The following is a 15,652-nucleotide window of genomic DNA, read 5'->3' as shown; positions in this document are numbered from 1 at the left end:
CCCCCAATTCGAGGTCTCCCCACAACTTTCACACACGCGATACTGCCCTTTGGGCGCCCGCCTTAGTAGGGTGTGGACATGCCTCAGTCTCAGCAGGAGCCAATGGTTCGGTCGAATTCGAACGAACCGACCACCACTCTCACCCAAGCCGTCACGGGCGTGGGCGGCTTGCTCGCCGTGTGTCTTCTCGCCGGCGTGCTGCTTGCCGCCTTCTTCCTTCCTGTCGTGACCGCGATGTCGGCCGCCGCGAAAGATGGCGCGAACCTCTTTAACTCCCTCCCGAGTGAGCTCGACGTCGCGCCCCTCAACGAGGCCTCACGCATCGAGGCGGCCGATGGCAGCCTGCTCGCGACCTTCTACTCCGAGAACCGCGTCATGGTGCCGCTCGACAAGATCGACGAAGATCTTCAGCACGCCGTAGTGGCGGTCGAGGACCGCCGCTTCTACCAGCACAACGGGTTCGACCCGCAGGGAACGTTCCGCGCCCTCGTCTCCAACCTCTCCGGAAAGAGCCTTCAGGGCGGATCGACCCTCACCCAGCAGTACGTGAAGAACGCTCTGCTCATGGACGCTTTCCAGCGCGGCGATGACGAGGCGATTAAGGCAGCGACCGAATCCTCGCTCATTAGGAAACTCCGCGAGGCCAAGATCGCCATCTCCCTTGAGAAAAAGTGGAGCAAGGACGAAATCCTCAACGGCTATCTCAACGTAGCGCAGTTCGGGCCTTCTCAGTATGGGGTCGAGACCGCAGCCCAGCACTACTTCTCCAAGAGCGCGGAAGATTTGACGCCGGGCGAAGCAGCCTTGCTTGCCGGTATCACCAACTCCCCGAACGGAAACGACCCGGTCAAGCATCCGAAAAACGCCCTCAAACGGCGCAACCAAGTGCTCTACGACATGTACCAGCTTGGCTACATCAACAAGGAGGAATACGAAACCTCCAAAGAGCAGCCGATCGAGGACATGCTCAAGATTACCGACGCACGCGCGGGTTGCTCGACCGCCGGAGGCAACGGCTTCTTCTGCGATTACGTCACGCGCACGCTTATGCGTGACCCGAAATTCGGCAAAACTAAAGAGGAACGCCGCAGGCTCCTCTATGGCGGCGGTCTCACGATCAAAACGACCCTCGATCCCGCCCGCCAGAAGATCGCCCAAGACATCGTGAACCGCAAAGTTCCCGCGGATTCCGAGTCTGGGTTCGGTCACGCGATCGTGAGCGTCGAGCCCGGCTCGGGCAAGGTGCGGGTCATGGCACAAAACCGCACCTTCAATCCCTATAAGGACGCAAAGCCCGGCGAGACCTCACTCAACTACACGGCCCCCAGCTATCTTGGCGGCGGAAACGGCTTCCCTGTGGGCTCGACCTTCAAGCCATTCGTTCTCACGACATTCTTGAGCGACGGCGGCTCGATCTGGAACTCCGTGCCGCGTGGCTCGAACACGTTCAACAACTTCCCTGCGCACTGCCTCAAGAAAGGCCGCTGGCGCTCGGGCACGGGGTGGCGTCTTAAGGACGCCGGTCGAGACATCCACGGCTCCATGAGCGTTCTCGACGCCACCAAGTTCTCGATCAATACGGCGTACGCCAACATCGCGCTGCGCACCGATCTGTGCAACATCGCTGATACCGCGCGTACCCTCGGCGCGGTCCCGGGTAACTGGGACGACGCGGACCCGAAGCTCAAGGAAAAGTCCGTTAACGATATGTTCGGAACGAACCTCTCCCCGGCATCGCAGGTCATCGGCGAGATTAACATCCCCGCCGTGAGCATGGCCGCTGCATACGCCGCGTTTGCGGCCGAAGGTAAGTACTGCAAGCCGCAGCCGATTGAAGCAGTGATTGACCGCAACGGCAAGGAGCTTCCGTTCACGAGCTCGGAATGCACTCAAGCCATCAAGCCCGAGGTTGCGAACGCCGTGGCATGGACCCTCATGCAGGGGCTTTCGGACCCGAAGGGTACGGGCAAGGGCAAGACGATCCCCGGCCACGATGCCGGCGGTAAGACCGGAACCTCGGGGCGGCAGTATCACACGTGGTACGTAGGCTTCACGAAGAACCTCTCCACCGCGGTGTGGTTCGGCAACCCCACCTCCAACCGTCGGCCCACCGGCGTGAAGGTCGATGGGCAGCGCCTCGTAGGCAACGTGTGGGGCAGTACGGTCTCGCTTCCCACGTGGCAAGAGTTCATGATCAAAGCCCACGAGGGGCTTCCCTCGCTTCCGTTCCCGCCGAAGCCCCAGGGCGTCCAATCCGCCCCGCCAACGCGGGATTCCGGAGGCTCAAGCGAAGAGGGTCCAACGGATCAGCCGCAGGCCCCGAAAACTCCAGCTCCCGCGCAGCCCGACAGGAATGACACCAACCAGGGAAACGGGAATGACACCAACCAGGGAAACAGTGACACCAATGCTGCGCGTGCGGAAACGGCGCCGGTGAAAGAGCGCGTCCCCGATAGCGACGGCTATATTTACGTCTACCCTGGCGATCCTGATTATGACGACTACACCGAGTACGAGGAGTTCTACCCCGGTGACTAGCGCGAAGCCACTCGCTCTCATTGGCGGCGCCGGCGCGCTTGCAGCCGTCGGAACCGCTGCGGCAGCCCACGTGTGGGCCCGCCACATCGAGATTAACCTTTTCGAAATCCGTGCACTCGACCTGCACGTTCTCCCTTCCGGGGCTCAGCCAATCCGCGTGCTCCATATGTCGGATGCACACTTGCTTCCAGAGCAAACGAAGAAGCGTGAATTTTTGCGAAGCCTCGCTTCGCTTGAGCCCGATCTCGTCGTCAATACCGGCGACAACGTGGCCAGCGAAGATGCTATCGATGCCATCGCACGCGATATCGCGCCTCTCCTCGAACGCCCGGGGCTTTTGGCCCTCGGCTCCAACGACAAATACGCAGCGGGGAAGCGAAACATTTTCCGCTACCTCCTTCGCGATCCCAGGCCAAAGAACTTCCGTGATGGCGTTCAGAATGAGCCGCTCGAGGTCGAACGGCTGGTGGCGAAATTGACCGCTGGCGGATGGACGAATGTTTCGAACGCTCGAGCCCTCCTCGAGCTTCCGGGCTGCGACGTGGAGGTTGTCGGGGTCGATGACCCTCACCTTGAGCACGACGAGTTTCCCCCGGTCGATCCGGCGTGTGCTGCCAGGGGCACTCGGCCTTCCGTCAAGATTGGCGTCACCCATGCGCCCTATAAGCGCGTGCTTGACCAGTTTGTCGACGATGGGTGCGACCTCATTTTCGCGGGGCACACTCACGGTGGCCAGCTTGCGCTTCCGTATTTTGGCGCGATCGTGACGAATTGCGATCTTCACCGTTCACAGGCAAAAGGACTCAGTGTCCATCGAGGCGTTCCGCTGCACGTCAGTGGCGGTATTGGAGCGAGCCCCTTCTACAACATGCGTTTTGCAAACCGGCCGGAGGTCACGCTCCTCACTCTCAAGCCTCGCCTGACCTAGAGCTCGGCGCTCGGCACGGTGGTGGCGATCACGCCACATCGATTCGCTTCATGACGCGCAGAGGCGCTATAGTTGATGAGGTTCGCGGGCCTTTCACGGTTTCCGCGGCGTTTTCGGGGTGTGGCGCAGCTTGGTAGCGCGCTTCGTTCGGGACGAAGAGGTCGCAGGTTCAAATCCTGTCACCCCGACCACCAGCAAAAGCCTCCGCTTCGGCGGGGGCTTTTTCTTTCCCCATTTCCAGTTTCCTAATGCCCTTATTCGAGCACCTTTAGCATGAATACACACCATGAAATTACATCGATGTAACTACCACGCTGGAGTTTTTTTGAAAAGCCGCCACGGCATTACTATGGGCAAATATCAGTAAAAGTTTGGCAAATTTGGGCTCCTGATTGATTCCTGAGAGTCCCCAAGACCCCTACCCCTCACCTAATGTGGAGCGCGAGTCATGCACGTGACTTGCCCCCCGCAATCGCATCCCGTCACTTCGGGGGGAGCTTCCTCGATGTGCACCCTGTGGCGGGAATTGGTGCGGACACCAATCGCGAGGGTAGGAAAGTTGCTCTCTATGCTTCGTACTGCACAGCGCGGCACACACCGTGCCGAAGGCCCCGCCGTCATCGACTACAGCAGCCTCCTCGCCCCTGTTTCCAAGGGTGCTGTTGGCGCTGCCGCCCTCACCGCCGTTGCCGCCACCGCCGCTACCGGCCTCGGGCTCGCTCCCGCCGATGCAGCACCTTCCATGCATCGCGGCCCCGTGTCGCAGGCAGGCACCAAGCTTCCGTCCATCTCCGCGCTCGGCACGAGCCCGCTGCGTACCGGAAGCGGCGGCAAGCGCGTCCAGGCGCTTCAGTCTCTTCTCAACCACCACGGTGCAAGCATTAACGTTGACGGCTCCTTCGGCCGAAAGACCCGCAACGCGGTTGTCACGTTCCAGTCGTCGGCTGGTATCGGTGTGGACGGTGTTGTCGGCGCCCGCACCCGTTCGGCCCTCGTGGCGAACAACCCCACCGCGGTGAACAACACTCCAAAGCTTCGCCCCGGTTCTCGCGGTAACGCAGTGGTGAACCTCCAGAACATGCTCAAGGCTGCGGGCGCGAACATCAAGGCAGACGGCGTTTTCGGCCGTAATACGAATACCGCGGTGCGTAACTTCCAGTCGTCGGCTGGTATCGGCGTCGACGGCGTCGTAGGCCCCCGCACCTGGAACAAGCTCAACTCGGGCGCCGGCTCGGCCGCAACCTCCAAGAACACCACCTCGGTCAACTCCACGCCGAAACTCCGCCGAGGCAACCGCGGCAACGCCGTCAAGGACCTCCAGAAACTGCTCAACAACGCGGGCGCAGACATCAAGGTCGACGGCTCCTTCGGCCGCGCCACCCGCAACGCCGTACGCAACTTCCAGGCGTCGGCCGGCATCGGCGTCGACGGCGTCGTAGGCCCCCGCACCTGGGACAAACTCAACGCGGGCAAGGTCGAGATCTCGACATCGCGCGCCGCGAGCACCGCGGCGCCTGCTCCCGCTCCGAAGACCTCGGCTCAGTCTGATGTCTCGGGCCAAGCGATCGTGGAAAGTGCCAAGGATTATCTCGGCACGCCGTACGTGTGGGGCGGCTCGTCGCCCGCCGGCTTCGACTGCTCGGGCCTCACCTCGAAGGTGTACCGCGAACACGGCATCTCGATTCCTCGCACGGCACGCAAGCAGGCCTTCGCCGGCACGATCATTTCGGAAAGCGAGGCTCGCCCCGGCGATCTCGTCGTGTTCACGCAGAACAACTACGGTCACGTGGGCATCTACGCGGGTGACGGCAAGGTTGTCGACGCGAGCCGTTCGCGCCAGCAGGTCGTCCACCGCGATATCTGGACATCGAAGGTCATCTTCGTCACCTACCGCTGATCGGGAGAGGGGTTCGATCCTGACGCTCTGCGTCGTGGGAAGAGGATCGAGGCCACACCGATCAGTTCATGCGGGCAGCCCCTCGGGGCTGCCCGTTTTTCTGTCCGACACCTCCCGGTAGGCATCGGCCATCCCTTTTCCAGCGTGCACCTATCCCCGCGTGACAGGGTTGAACTGTATCTTTGTGCAACATCGCGCAAGGCCGCCGATTTACCCCAGGAGTGCCATGTCCACGCAATCTGAGCTCAATACCGCTCCCCTCCCCCTCATCCCCGAGCCGGTGTCGGTGCGCTGGGGGGATTCTCCAGCCGGGGACTGGCTGACGTCAGACCCCTTCGGCGAGGTCACGGTCGGCGTAAATAAGGACCTGCCGCGCACCGATTTCTCGATCGCGATCCACAAGAACGGCGCATCGATTACTGCCGGTAGCGAGGCGGCGCTCGCCGATGGTCGCAATGCGTTCGCGCAGATCGTCCACCTTTCGGCAGTGCGGTCCCAACTCGCCGCAGCGGCAACGGTGGGTCACGAGCAACCGTCGGAAGCGACCTACCGCATCCCCGCGCTTACCCTGAGTGATTCTCCTGCGTTCGCATGGCGCGGCCTGCTCGTTGATCCAGCCCGGCACTTCCTGCCCGTTGAGGATCTCAAGCGGCTCATCACGGTGATGGCCGTGTACCGGTTCAACATCCTGCATATGAATCTCACCGACGATCAGGGCTGGCGCTTCGAGGTGAGTGGATACCCGCGGCTCACCGAAGTTGGCGCATGGCGCGAGCGCACTGTCGAGGGAACCCCGACGTTCGAGGGTGAGGACACATTCGCGGAGGATCGCCACGGCGGTTTCTACACGCAGGAGGAACTGCGTGAGCTTGTGCAGTACGCGCGTTCGCGAGGCGTGACCGTCGTGCCGGGCGTGAATCTTCCGGGTCACGCCCAAGCGGCGATCGCCGCGTACCCATCTCTCGGGAACTACCCTGAACGCCAGCTGCTCGTGCGCGAGACGTGGGGCGTGAGCGACCACGTGCTTGGCACATCGGAAGCGGCCTTCCAGTTTGTGCGTGACGTACTCGAGCAGGTCGCCGATATTTTTGATTCCCCATTCGTACACGTCGGTGGCGAGGATGCCCCGCTGACGGAGTGGGAGCACTCTGCCGAGGCGCGCACGCGCCGGGAGGAGTGGGGCTATTCGCGCGAAAGCGAGATCCTTGGCCGCTTTATGACGTTCGCGGGCGAGGTACTACGCGATAAGGGCAAGCGCCTCGCGGTATGGGATTCGTCGAGGCTCGTACGAATTCCCGACGACGCGATTGTGCTTGCAGGAGGCGACTCGAAGGGCGTCAAATCTGCGGCTTCGCGCGGCTTTCAGACGGTTGCAGCGCCCGAATCGATTCTCGGCCTTGACCGCGTGCAGGGCCGGAACGAGCCCGTGGGCGCGCGTCCCGAGTTGAGCCTCGAGGACGTCCTCAAAGCAGAGCCCCTCCCCAAGCGACTGAAAAAGGAGCACGAAGCACTCGTGCTCGGCATCGAGGCAACGGCATTCGGCCAGTACATTCCGACTGCTCGCCACCTCGAGTACATGCTCTTTCCTCGTCTCGTGGCGATCGCACAGCACGCGTGGGGATCGTCGATCGAGGTGGAGGAGCTCCGCGAGCGGATTCGCGCGCACGAGCCTCTGCTTGCGCATCTCGGCGTCGAGTCCCGCAAGATCCTCGACTGAGGGGTTCTAGCGGTCGCCTTTACGGTCGTGGCGCATCTGCGCGCCGACCCACAGGGACACGATTCCCGTGAAGATCAGGAGCGCCGTGCTCGTCGCGAAGACTGCAAAGGTCGCACTCGAGGAGGGCATGAGGCGCCCGAAGATCGCGCTGAGTCCGGCTTCGCGCCGGTCGGAGCTGGACCCGGGGACGAGAGGTTCAACGTCGACCACGATGTGAGCGCTCGTGCGCAGCCCGGAAGCGTCCTCGACCGTGTACTCGATGGGGGTTGTTCGCCCCACGAATGTGGCGGCGGGCGTAAAGCGCACACCGCCCGCGCTCGTCACCTCGAATACGCCTTCTTCGGGGATTTCAAGGCGGCGCCCTGAGCCTGCGACGAGTTCTTGGATGTTGGTCGCGCTCGCGCTGTGGAGCACGAGCGTCTCGGAATCGAACCCTTGGCCGGGGCTCGCGGGGGTGTCGTTCCCGAGGACGTCGATGGTCACTGAGTTGACTCGGCTGTTGGAGAGGGCTTCGTCGTCGCGTGCCGTGGAAACCGCGCTCGCGTATTGCGCGTGGAGAGTTCCGCTCGTCGTGTTGGAAGCGAGAGCGCTGTCGATCGTAAAGGTGGCGACATGCGGCGAGTCGCGTAGCGAGCTGTCGGGGGTGAACGTCACTGTGCGCGCGTTTGCATCGAATGCCCACACTCCCTCGTTCGGTACTCGCATGGTCTTCCGATCACCGGAAAAGCTCGTTCCCGCGGGCATGTCGTGGTCGCTGAAGGCGAATGTTGAGGGCTGGACGTTGAGGGAACCGTCGAGCGGGGTGAACATTGCAGCCTGCCCCCACTTCACGGCCGTGTAGCGCGCACCCACTTGGGGGTAGCCCACGTTCATGGGGGCAACCGAGGATGTGTTGCCTTCGCTGTCAGCTGCCGTCACTCCCATTGGCGTCACGTCTCGCACCCGGTCACTCAAGGGCGTGAAGGTGAGCGTTTGTGCTGCTCGGTTCAGAACCCACGTGCCCTGGTCGGCAACGGTCACCGAAAGACCGTCACCGGAAGTGTAGTAGGAGGTTTCGCCACCGAAGGGGGCTAATTGAAGCGTCGCAGGATCCACGTGTGACGTGGCGCTCGCGAGTTCGAAAACGACCGGTTGGCCGTAGCCCGCTGCGCGCGTGATGTCCCTGATCGAAGGCGTATTCACGGTCACCGTGCCCGGGGCGATCGAGTTGCCCTTCATGTCTGTCCCCTCGACGGTGACGGGCCGCGGTTGTGCGCCGAGCCTTTCGCGTCGAGGAGTAAAGGTGACACTCGGCTGGCCGTCGGTTGTGAGGAGCCACGTTCCCTCGTCGGGGACGATGAGCCGCGCGCCACCGTCCACGAGCGTGCTCCCCGCGGGGAGCCCTTCGAGCGAGAACCCGAGAGAGGAGGGTTTGACTTGCGTGCCTTCAAGCGAAAGAGGGATCGTGACTTTCTTTCCCTCAGAGGCTCGTGTGCTCACGTTTGAAATTCCCGGGTAGGTGACGGTGAGAGTCACGGGAGCGGATTCATAACCTGCCTTCGAGCGCACCGAGAACTGCACGCTATGGGACCCACCTGCTTTGGGGTTCGCCGGCGTAAACCTCACTCGCGTGTCCTGAATCGTCCAGTCCCCTACCCCTTCGACGGAGAGCTTCTTACCTCCGCGCGTGGGCTTTGCTTCACGAGAGTCGGCCGTCCCAAGGAGCCTCATCGAGTCGCTGTCGAGAGTCGCGAGGTCGTCCGAGGACACCATCAGGAAAAGGTCGAAAATTCCTTCATCGCCGAGCGTCGCTTCTTGCGTAAGCGCGTTCGGATTCGTGGGGAGCGTAAAGGGGCCGTCTTCGCCGACTGCGTGCGCCGCGGGAATGAGGGATGCGGCGCCAGGGGCGTGGGGCACGGGAGCTAGGGCTGGTCCGACGGTTGCCGCAAGCACGAGCGCGCACGCTGCGGTGCGCGCCAGGGTGCGGCGGAGAATCGACTCCTTTCGCACGATTCTCCTTCCCACGAATGCCTCGAATTCACCCGCCACACTACCAGCGGCGTTAGTCTAAGAGGGCCCAAGTATCCCAGCGTAGGGAGTCCCATGCTCAGCATCGTGTTTTCCGATCACTTTCGCCGCGAAAAGTTCCTCGAGGACGCCTCGCGTTTCATCATGGGACAGCGCTGGTACAGCGGTGCGTACGGTGCCGCTCCCAAGCTGCAGATTGCCGGCTGGACTCGTCTTGCCGAGGATGATCACCTCGTGGTGTCGTTTGTCGCTCTCGGTGCCGGTGATGGCGTGCGCTTTGCTTTGCCCGTGGCCTGGAACAAGGACGGCCGGGTCGACGATGGTGAACTCGACAGTCTCATCACGCAGGTCGACACTCCAGCGGGGCAGTACAACGTGTATGACGCCACCGGGATTGACCGCGCTCGCGCGCTTCTCGCGCGCGCCCTCTTCGAGGGAGCATCGGGCGAGGGGCTTTCGCTTGAACCCATGCTGATCGCTGAAACCGCCCAGCGTGTACAGGATGATCTCAAGGCGATCACGGCAACCGAGAGGTTCGTGGGCGAGCAGTCGAACACGTCCCTCATCATTCATACCGAAAGCGGCCGCGAGTACATCCTCAAGCTTTTCCGCCATCTCCATGACGGCACAAACCCCGACGCCGAACTTCAAGAGGCACTCCAATCCGAGGGCAGCACGCAGATCCCGCAGTTCTTCGGGTACGTGCGCGGTGTCGACGCTCTGGGCAGCTCCGACGTCGCCTTGCTCAACCGATTCCTTCCGGATGTGCAAGATGCCTGGCGCGAAGCCCTCATCGCTGCCGCCCAAGGCATCGATTTTTCCGAGCAGGCGTCGGACCTAGGCACCGCCCTCGCACAGATCCACACGGATCTCGCGCGCGTCCTGCCCACCGATCGCGTGAGCACCAATACGCTCGCGCTCACCCTCGAGTCGATGAAGCGTCGTTTCGCACACCACGCCGAGACGCTCCCGGCACTCGAGGAATTCACCGACGCCGCAAACGCTCTCTACATGCGGGCCTTGAGGATCTCGTGGCCGCCGTTCCAACGAATCCACGGCGATCTCCATCTCGGGCAAGTCCTCAATTCACCGAGCGAGGGTTGGGTGTTTCTCGACTTCGAGGGCGAACCGCTGCGCCCCATGGCGGAGCGCGTGAAGGTCGATTCTCCCTGCCGGGACGTCGCGGGGATCCTGCGCAGCATCGACTACGCAGCGGCCTACGTTGAACTGAATGAGGGCATCGATGCACGCGCATGGGCACGCGAGGCGCGGGAGGCCTTCCTCGAGGCGTATCTCGCCGAGCGTTCCGCGCGCGGGGGTGAGGGCGACCCGGAGGATCTGCGCGTTCTCTTGCGCGTGTTCGAGCTCGACAAGGCCGCCTACGAGGCCGTGTACGAATCGCAAAACCGACCGGAGTGGCTCACGATCCCCCTCGGTGCCCTCGAGGAGCTCACCGCAAGCGCTACGCAGCCGGAATGAAATCGATCAGGCTCACGGAGGAATAGCGGTCCTCGCGGATCGAGACGACGCCTACGCCGCCGATGAACGGCGCGAGCGCCTGCGGATTCTTTCCAGGATTCGCGAGGACCACCTGGAAACCGAAGTGGCGGAAGGATTCCATAGCGGCGGTAATGAACTTGCCCGCACCCTTGCTGAACGCCTCGTCGATGATGATGGGCGCGTACCTGGGCACATCCACGCCGGTCCCGGCGAGCTGGTAGCGCAGTGCCGCGGCGAGACAGAACGTCGTCAGGCGTTCGTTCTGGCCACCCGACAGGGGGCCGCCGGACTGGTGGGCGTGCACAACCTCGCCCTCGGTATTGACCTCTTCCGCGTGGAAGCGAACGTGGCGGCGCACGTCGAGGATCGCGCGCGAGGCGAGGTCGTCGTTCGTGCGGGCCTTCGTGATGATGCCCATGAGGTACTGCAGGGCGAGGAAGCGCTCCTCTGCCATGTCACGGTCTAGCGTGAGGTCGTTTTCGAGCGTCGAGTTCACGGCCTGGCCCAGGGCCTGCTTGAACTCGTCGAGCGCGGCGAGGTGCACGGGCCGCATGGAGAGCTGGAGGAAGCGGCCCTGGTGGAACTCCACCTGGGCGAGGAGCTCGTTGATCTTCGCAAGACGCTTCTTGATCTGGGCGGGCTCGCGAGCGATCGCCGTGGCGAGGGCCTGCACGTCACCGAGGGTGTTGCCCGTGAAGAAGTCGAAGAAGCGATCCTCAACATCCGGGAGCTTCTCCTGCTCGATCCGCGTGAGGATGGCGAGGTATTCGGGAGCTGCCTCGAGAGAGGTGTCCACGTCCGCGCCGTCGGCGGGCCACTGGCGGGAGAACTCGCGCATGGCGGTGCGCATGTCCTCTTCGGCGCGCGAGGTCTGCTTCTGGAGCGTCATGAGCTCCGCATCGAGGGTCGCGGAGGCGTCCTTCGTGACCTGGTCGATGTTGCTCAGGAGGAGGTTCGGGGCGATCGCACGGAAGCGTGCCCCGAGGTCGGCCACCGTCTCTTCCGAGAGGGTGCGGTTCTCGATTTGCGCCTCGGCCTGGAGGTGGCGTTCACTGATCTGATCGAGCTGCTCGTTGACGCGGCCGAGCTGACCCACTACCTCGAGCAGTTCCTCGTCGCTCTCGTTGATCGACATCTCCACCTGGTCGATCTGGCGGGCAATCTGGGTGAGGGCGCTCGAACCGTCCTCGGCGGCGCGCACCATGTCCTGCAGGTTCGCGATGCGCCTCGCCACGCTCGCGGCGTCCACGTCATCCCACGTCACGGCCTGGATCGCCTGGAGCGCGAAGAGCTTGTGGCGGCGCTGGGTCGCTTCCTTCTCGAGGTCGCGGCGGCGCGCCTGGGCCTCAAAGAGGGCCTGCTCCGCGCGGGTGCGCTCCTGCTCGAAGACGGCGCGCTTCGCGCGGTTATCGAAACCGAGCACCCAGTTGGAGCGGTCGTTGATCTGCCTGTCGGCGTTCTTCTCGTGCCGCGTAGCCGAGTGCTTGATCTGGCCGCTTCGCAGAACCGCGCGGGGGTACTTCGTGAACTCCTCGAGGCTCTCGGCGCACAGGTAGTCCATGCGGCTCGAGATCTCGGCGGAGAGCCAGGCGTGGAACTCGCCGTCCTTGATCTCGATCTTCGTGCCGAGGGCGCGGGGGTCGAGCTTCTTGGGGGCGGTCTTGATGTTCGTGTTGATGCGGTTGTAGCTCACGCGGCGGCGGAGCTTCATACCGTCGATCTCACGAGCAAAGGTGCGGTAGATGCGATCCGGGACGAGGATCGAGCGCGCGAGGCCTCGCAGCGCCTGCTCCGCGGCGGCCGTCCACTCTTGATCACCCTGACGCACCTGGAGGAGCTCAGCGGCGAAGGGGAGATCGCTCGGAGACACTCCCGTGCGCTCGGCGAGAAGGTCGCGCAGCGCCACGTCATCGGAATGAAGGTTCGAGGCGCGCGAGGTGAGCGAGGCGACCTCCTGGCGGGTGTCCTCAAGGGTGCGGGCCCACTCGCGAACCTTCGCCTCGGCCTCCCATTGCACCTGCGCTTCGTTCTTCTCCGCCTCCTCGAGCGCGCTCCGCAGGCCCTGGACGTCGCGCTGGATGCTCAGGAATGTCTCTTCGTTGGAGGGCGTGCCGAGATCGAGGAGGGCCAGCTGGCCCGAGAACTCCGTAGCGCGCTCGCGCCGGCGCTCGCGCTCCACCTCGAGGCCCGCGATCTGCTTCTTCCAGTCGTCAATCTCGCCGCCACCGGCGTTCTTGCGCTGTTCCTTGAGCTGCGCGAGGTCCTCGCGAGCCTCGGATACGTCCTGGGAGAGGCGGTTTCGTTGCGCGCGCAGGCGATCCTGGTCTCGCACGAGGCGTTCCTTCTCTGCGGCGAGCAGGGATACGAGGTGACGCGCGGAGAAGGTGTCGATGTCATTGCGGCGGTCCACCAACTCGCTGCCGCGGGAACGAGCCTCGCGCCAGGTGGCGTCGGCCTCCCTCAACACCAGCAGGGTGTCACGCTGCTTGCGGGCCGTCACGAGGGCGTCGTACACCTCGGAGAGGTTCTGGAAGTTCGCGAGGGCCTGATCGGCGAGGTCGAATGTGCGTGGCTCGTCGAGCATGTAGTCACGCAGCAGGGCGTTGACGTCGCCAAGTTCCTTCGCGGACTGGATCTTGTGCAGGAGCCCCAGCGCTTTCTCGTCGGGAATGCCGAGGATCTGCGAGAAGCGCGCGCGGTACTCGCGGAACTGGCGGAAAGTCTCGGTGCCCTCGAGGGTCTTCTCGAGCTCGCGGCCCTCGATCGTGGTGCCCACGAACGGGCGCAGGTCAGAAACGTCGTACGGCTTCGACGAAATCACGTAGAGGCTCTTGACGTCCGAGTCCGACGTGTGGCCTGCCTGGAGGAGGAACATGCGGCTGAGCTGGAGGGTGTCCCCTTGACCGTTGCCGTAACGGAGCGTCACCACACTGAGGGTGGTCTTGTCGCGCAGCACTTCCTGGCTGAACTCACCGGTGGCGGCGTCGTAATGCATGGCCCACGCGCCGCGAACGTAGCTTGCGACAGTCCGTCGGTTCTTTGTTTGGCGGGGCCCGGCGTCGGACGCCGCCGCGTTGAAGTGCAGCGCACGCGGTGGCGTGAGGAGCGCGCTCACGGCGTCCAGGAGCGTGGACTTGCCCGTACCGGGACCGCCCGTCAGGAAGAAGCCCTTCGAGCTGATCGCGAGGTCGTGTGTCCCGTGGAACGTGCCCCAGTTGCTGAGCTGCACGTGATTGAGACGCCACTGGCCCGGATGCGGGTGCTCGGGGTCGGTAGCGGGCTTGTGCGCGGCACCGGGGCCGACGCCTGCCGGCTCAAGCGAGGGGTCATCCATCCCGTCGAAGACGTCCTGGGCTTTCATGCGGTGGCCTCGCTTTCGGATGCGACGCTCGTGTCATCGGGGCGGGCGTCGGCCTCCCCCAAGGTGTCGTCTTTTGCCTCGCGATCAAGGGCATCGGCGGCGCCGCCCACGTCGTCACCAGCGCGCATATAGAGGTCGGTGAACTCGCGCGCGGTGTCCGGAGTAATCATGAGCTTGAGGACGGGCGAGACTTCGTAGCTGTCTCCCTGTTCCTCGAGCAGGCCGGCGCGTTGAAGCTTCGCGATCGAGCTACGGATGTCTTTCGTAAAGCCGGCCTCGTCCGTGGAATCGGTGCGGCGGTATGTCGAAAGGGTCGAGACGAGCTCCATCTCACTCACCACCGCGCGCTGCCCGCGCGAGGACTGCGTGAGCAAGTGCTGGCGCAGGACGAGGAGGAGCACGGTGTCGAGCCGGTTGAGGCCTGTGAGACGGCGCAGAAGCTTTGGGGCATCGGGGTCGTCCTCGCTCTGGCGCACGAATGCGACCTGCGCGTCATCGTCGAGAACAAGTTCCAGGAACATGTCGGCGAGGCGGTTCTCGATCTGCGCGCGATCGCGAAGGAGCTGGCCGTAGCGCTGGGGGTCGCGTCGACCGTCCAGGTAGGGCCCTTGAAGCAGGGCAACGAGAACGCGGCGGGAGTCCTCGACGAGCGCTCCCCCGGTGGAGCCGGCGTAGGTGAGGTCTTCGTCGTCGCTTGCGAGCGCCCATTCGTCGCGGTCAGTGCTCGGCGTTGCCGCCGGAGCAGTGCGACCGTCGGCGGCGGTTTCCTCGTGTTCACGCATGCGCGGACCCTTCTCGTTTTCCACGCCCTCAAGCCTACCGGCCGCACAAGAGTTATCCACAATTTTCACCCGCCCTCTATCTGACCTGCGTTTGAGTTCATAGGTTGACTACGTCCGCTCACCTCACTGTAAGGAGCCGCCGTGTCCCTGCCCTCGCTTTTAGCCAACAACCATCGCAGCCCCGCGAGGGTTTGGGTCATTCTTGCGACGGTCGCGCTCGTCTGTGTCGTTTTGGGGCCGCTCCTCGCCCCTGGCGCGATGTGGCTCGTGCCTGTCGCCTCCGAGTCTCCTGGGGACAGCAGCCCGCTGGCCGGGCTCGACGAACTCGTCTCGCGCGCCTTCGCGTTTTTCTTCGTGTTCGGCGTGTTCTTCGGAGCTGGGAACTTCGTCGGGCTTACTGCGGTCCCGTTTGCGATCGCGGCACTCACGCGGTGCGACGGTGCGGGGCGCATCGGTTTTGCTCTCACGGCGATTATCGTCTTCATCCTCGGACCGCTCCTCGCCGTTCTGAGCGCGGCCGCCATGATCGCCCTCTCCTTGAGCCTCCCGACCGAGGCCTCCAGCAATCCCGCCACAGGCGCGGTGAGGGCCGAGTGGGAAGGGCTCAGAGCTTTGCTCGTCTTTGGAACATTCGCTGTCCCGCTCGCCATCGATCTTGTGCGATTCGCCGTCCTGTCGTTTGCGGGGGTCATCGTTTACTCCGCTGATCCACGCTCTGACCCCACCGGCTCTGCTTTAGCGCGGTAACCGTCTGCCTCCCCCCTGCGCTGCCGCCCCTGAATCCGCCGGTGACCGCGAGGAGAAGCCGCGGCACCCGCGCAGCGGCACTGCTTCCCGGGCTACTCACGTTCACGTACTTCGTCGCGTTGGTCGCGGATATTCACTATATTTCGCTTGCTGGGTGACCCACTCGCCCCCGAAA

The 15,652-nt window shown here is 63.7% G+C and carries 9 protein-coding genes and 1 tRNA gene; 7 read left to right on the top strand and 3 right to left on the bottom strand.

Features of this window, described 5'->3' with window-relative positions; all coding sequences use genetic code 11:
* Nucleotides 1-78: 78 nt before the first annotated feature.
* The 5 genes from DEHOM01_RS03445 (at nt 79) to DEHOM01_RS03425 (ending at nt 7,080) form a co-directional block, all read left to right on the top strand.
* Nucleotides 79-2,538, top strand: coding sequence for a transglycosylase domain-containing protein (locus DEHOM01_RS03445; protein WP_061211516.1), 2,460 nt, complete (start codon nt 79-81; stop codon nt 2,536-2,538).
* Complete coding sequence (locus tag DEHOM01_RS03440; protein ID WP_061211515.1) at nt 2,531-3,466, top strand: metallophosphoesterase; 936 nt, start codon at nt 2,531-2,533, stop codon at nt 3,464-3,466. Before DEHOM01_RS03445 ends, DEHOM01_RS03440 begins: the two co-directional genes overlap by 8 nt.
* 114 nt (nt 3,467-3,580) lie before the next feature.
* A tRNA-Pro gene (locus DEHOM01_RS03435) sits at nt 3,581-3,657 on the top strand.
* A gap of 377 nt (nt 3,658-4,034) precedes the next feature.
* On the top strand, nt 4,035-5,363 hold the full coding sequence (locus DEHOM01_RS03430; RefSeq protein ID WP_061211514.1) for a C40 family peptidase: 1,329 nt from the start codon (nt 4,035-4,037) through the stop codon (nt 5,361-5,363).
* A 226-nt stretch (nt 5,364-5,589) separates the two neighbouring features.
* Nucleotides 5,590-7,080, top strand: coding sequence for a beta-N-acetylhexosaminidase (locus DEHOM01_RS03425; protein ID WP_061211513.1), 1,491 nt, complete (start codon nt 5,590-5,592; stop codon nt 7,078-7,080).
* A gap of 6 nt (nt 7,081-7,086) precedes the next feature.
* Here DEHOM01_RS03425 and DEHOM01_RS03420 read toward each other — a convergent pair whose 3' ends face one another.
* Nucleotides 7,087-9,069: an Ig-like domain-containing protein gene (locus DEHOM01_RS03420; protein WP_061211512.1), complete on the bottom strand. Its 1,983-nt coding sequence runs from the start codon at nt 9,067-9,069 to the stop codon at nt 7,087-7,089.
* Between the two features lie 93 nt (nt 9,070-9,162).
* On the opposite strand from DEHOM01_RS03420, the gene DEHOM01_RS03415 reads away from it, so the two are divergent.
* A complete protein-coding gene (locus DEHOM01_RS03415) occupies nt 9,163-10,566 on the top strand; it encodes a phosphotransferase (RefSeq protein WP_061211511.1) in 1,404 nt (467 codons plus the stop codon).
* Here DEHOM01_RS03415 and DEHOM01_RS03410 read toward each other — a convergent pair.
* Together DEHOM01_RS03410 and DEHOM01_RS03405 are read right to left on the bottom strand one after the other, a co-directional pair.
* On the bottom strand, nt 10,550-13,948 hold the full coding sequence (locus DEHOM01_RS03410; protein WP_082738683.1) for an ATP-binding protein: 3,399 nt from the start codon (nt 13,946-13,948) through the stop codon (nt 10,550-10,552). The two genes, DEHOM01_RS03415 and DEHOM01_RS03410, sit on opposite strands and share 17 nt — an antisense overlap.
* Entirely contained in the window at nt 13,945-14,754 is an 810-nt protein-coding gene (locus DEHOM01_RS03405) for a DUF4194 domain-containing protein (RefSeq protein ID WP_245630645.1), read from the bottom strand. Before DEHOM01_RS03405 ends, DEHOM01_RS03410 begins: the two co-directional genes overlap by 4 nt.
* A gap of 117 nt (nt 14,755-14,871) precedes the next feature.
* On the opposite strand from DEHOM01_RS03405, the gene DEHOM01_RS03400 reads away from it, so the two are divergent.
* Entirely contained in the window at nt 14,872-15,477 is a 606-nt protein-coding gene (locus DEHOM01_RS03400) for a hypothetical protein (protein ID WP_061211510.1), read from the top strand.
* Nucleotides 15,478-15,652: the final 175 nt, after the last annotated feature.

It is taken from the genome of Dermabacter hominis NBRC 106157 (assembly GCF_001570785.1).
GTDB classification, from domain to species: domain Bacteria; phylum Actinomycetota; class Actinomycetes; order Actinomycetales; family Dermabacteraceae; genus Dermabacter; species Dermabacter hominis.
Note: the sequence above shows the minus strand (reverse complement) of the source record. Positions and strands in the feature narration are given on the sequence as shown.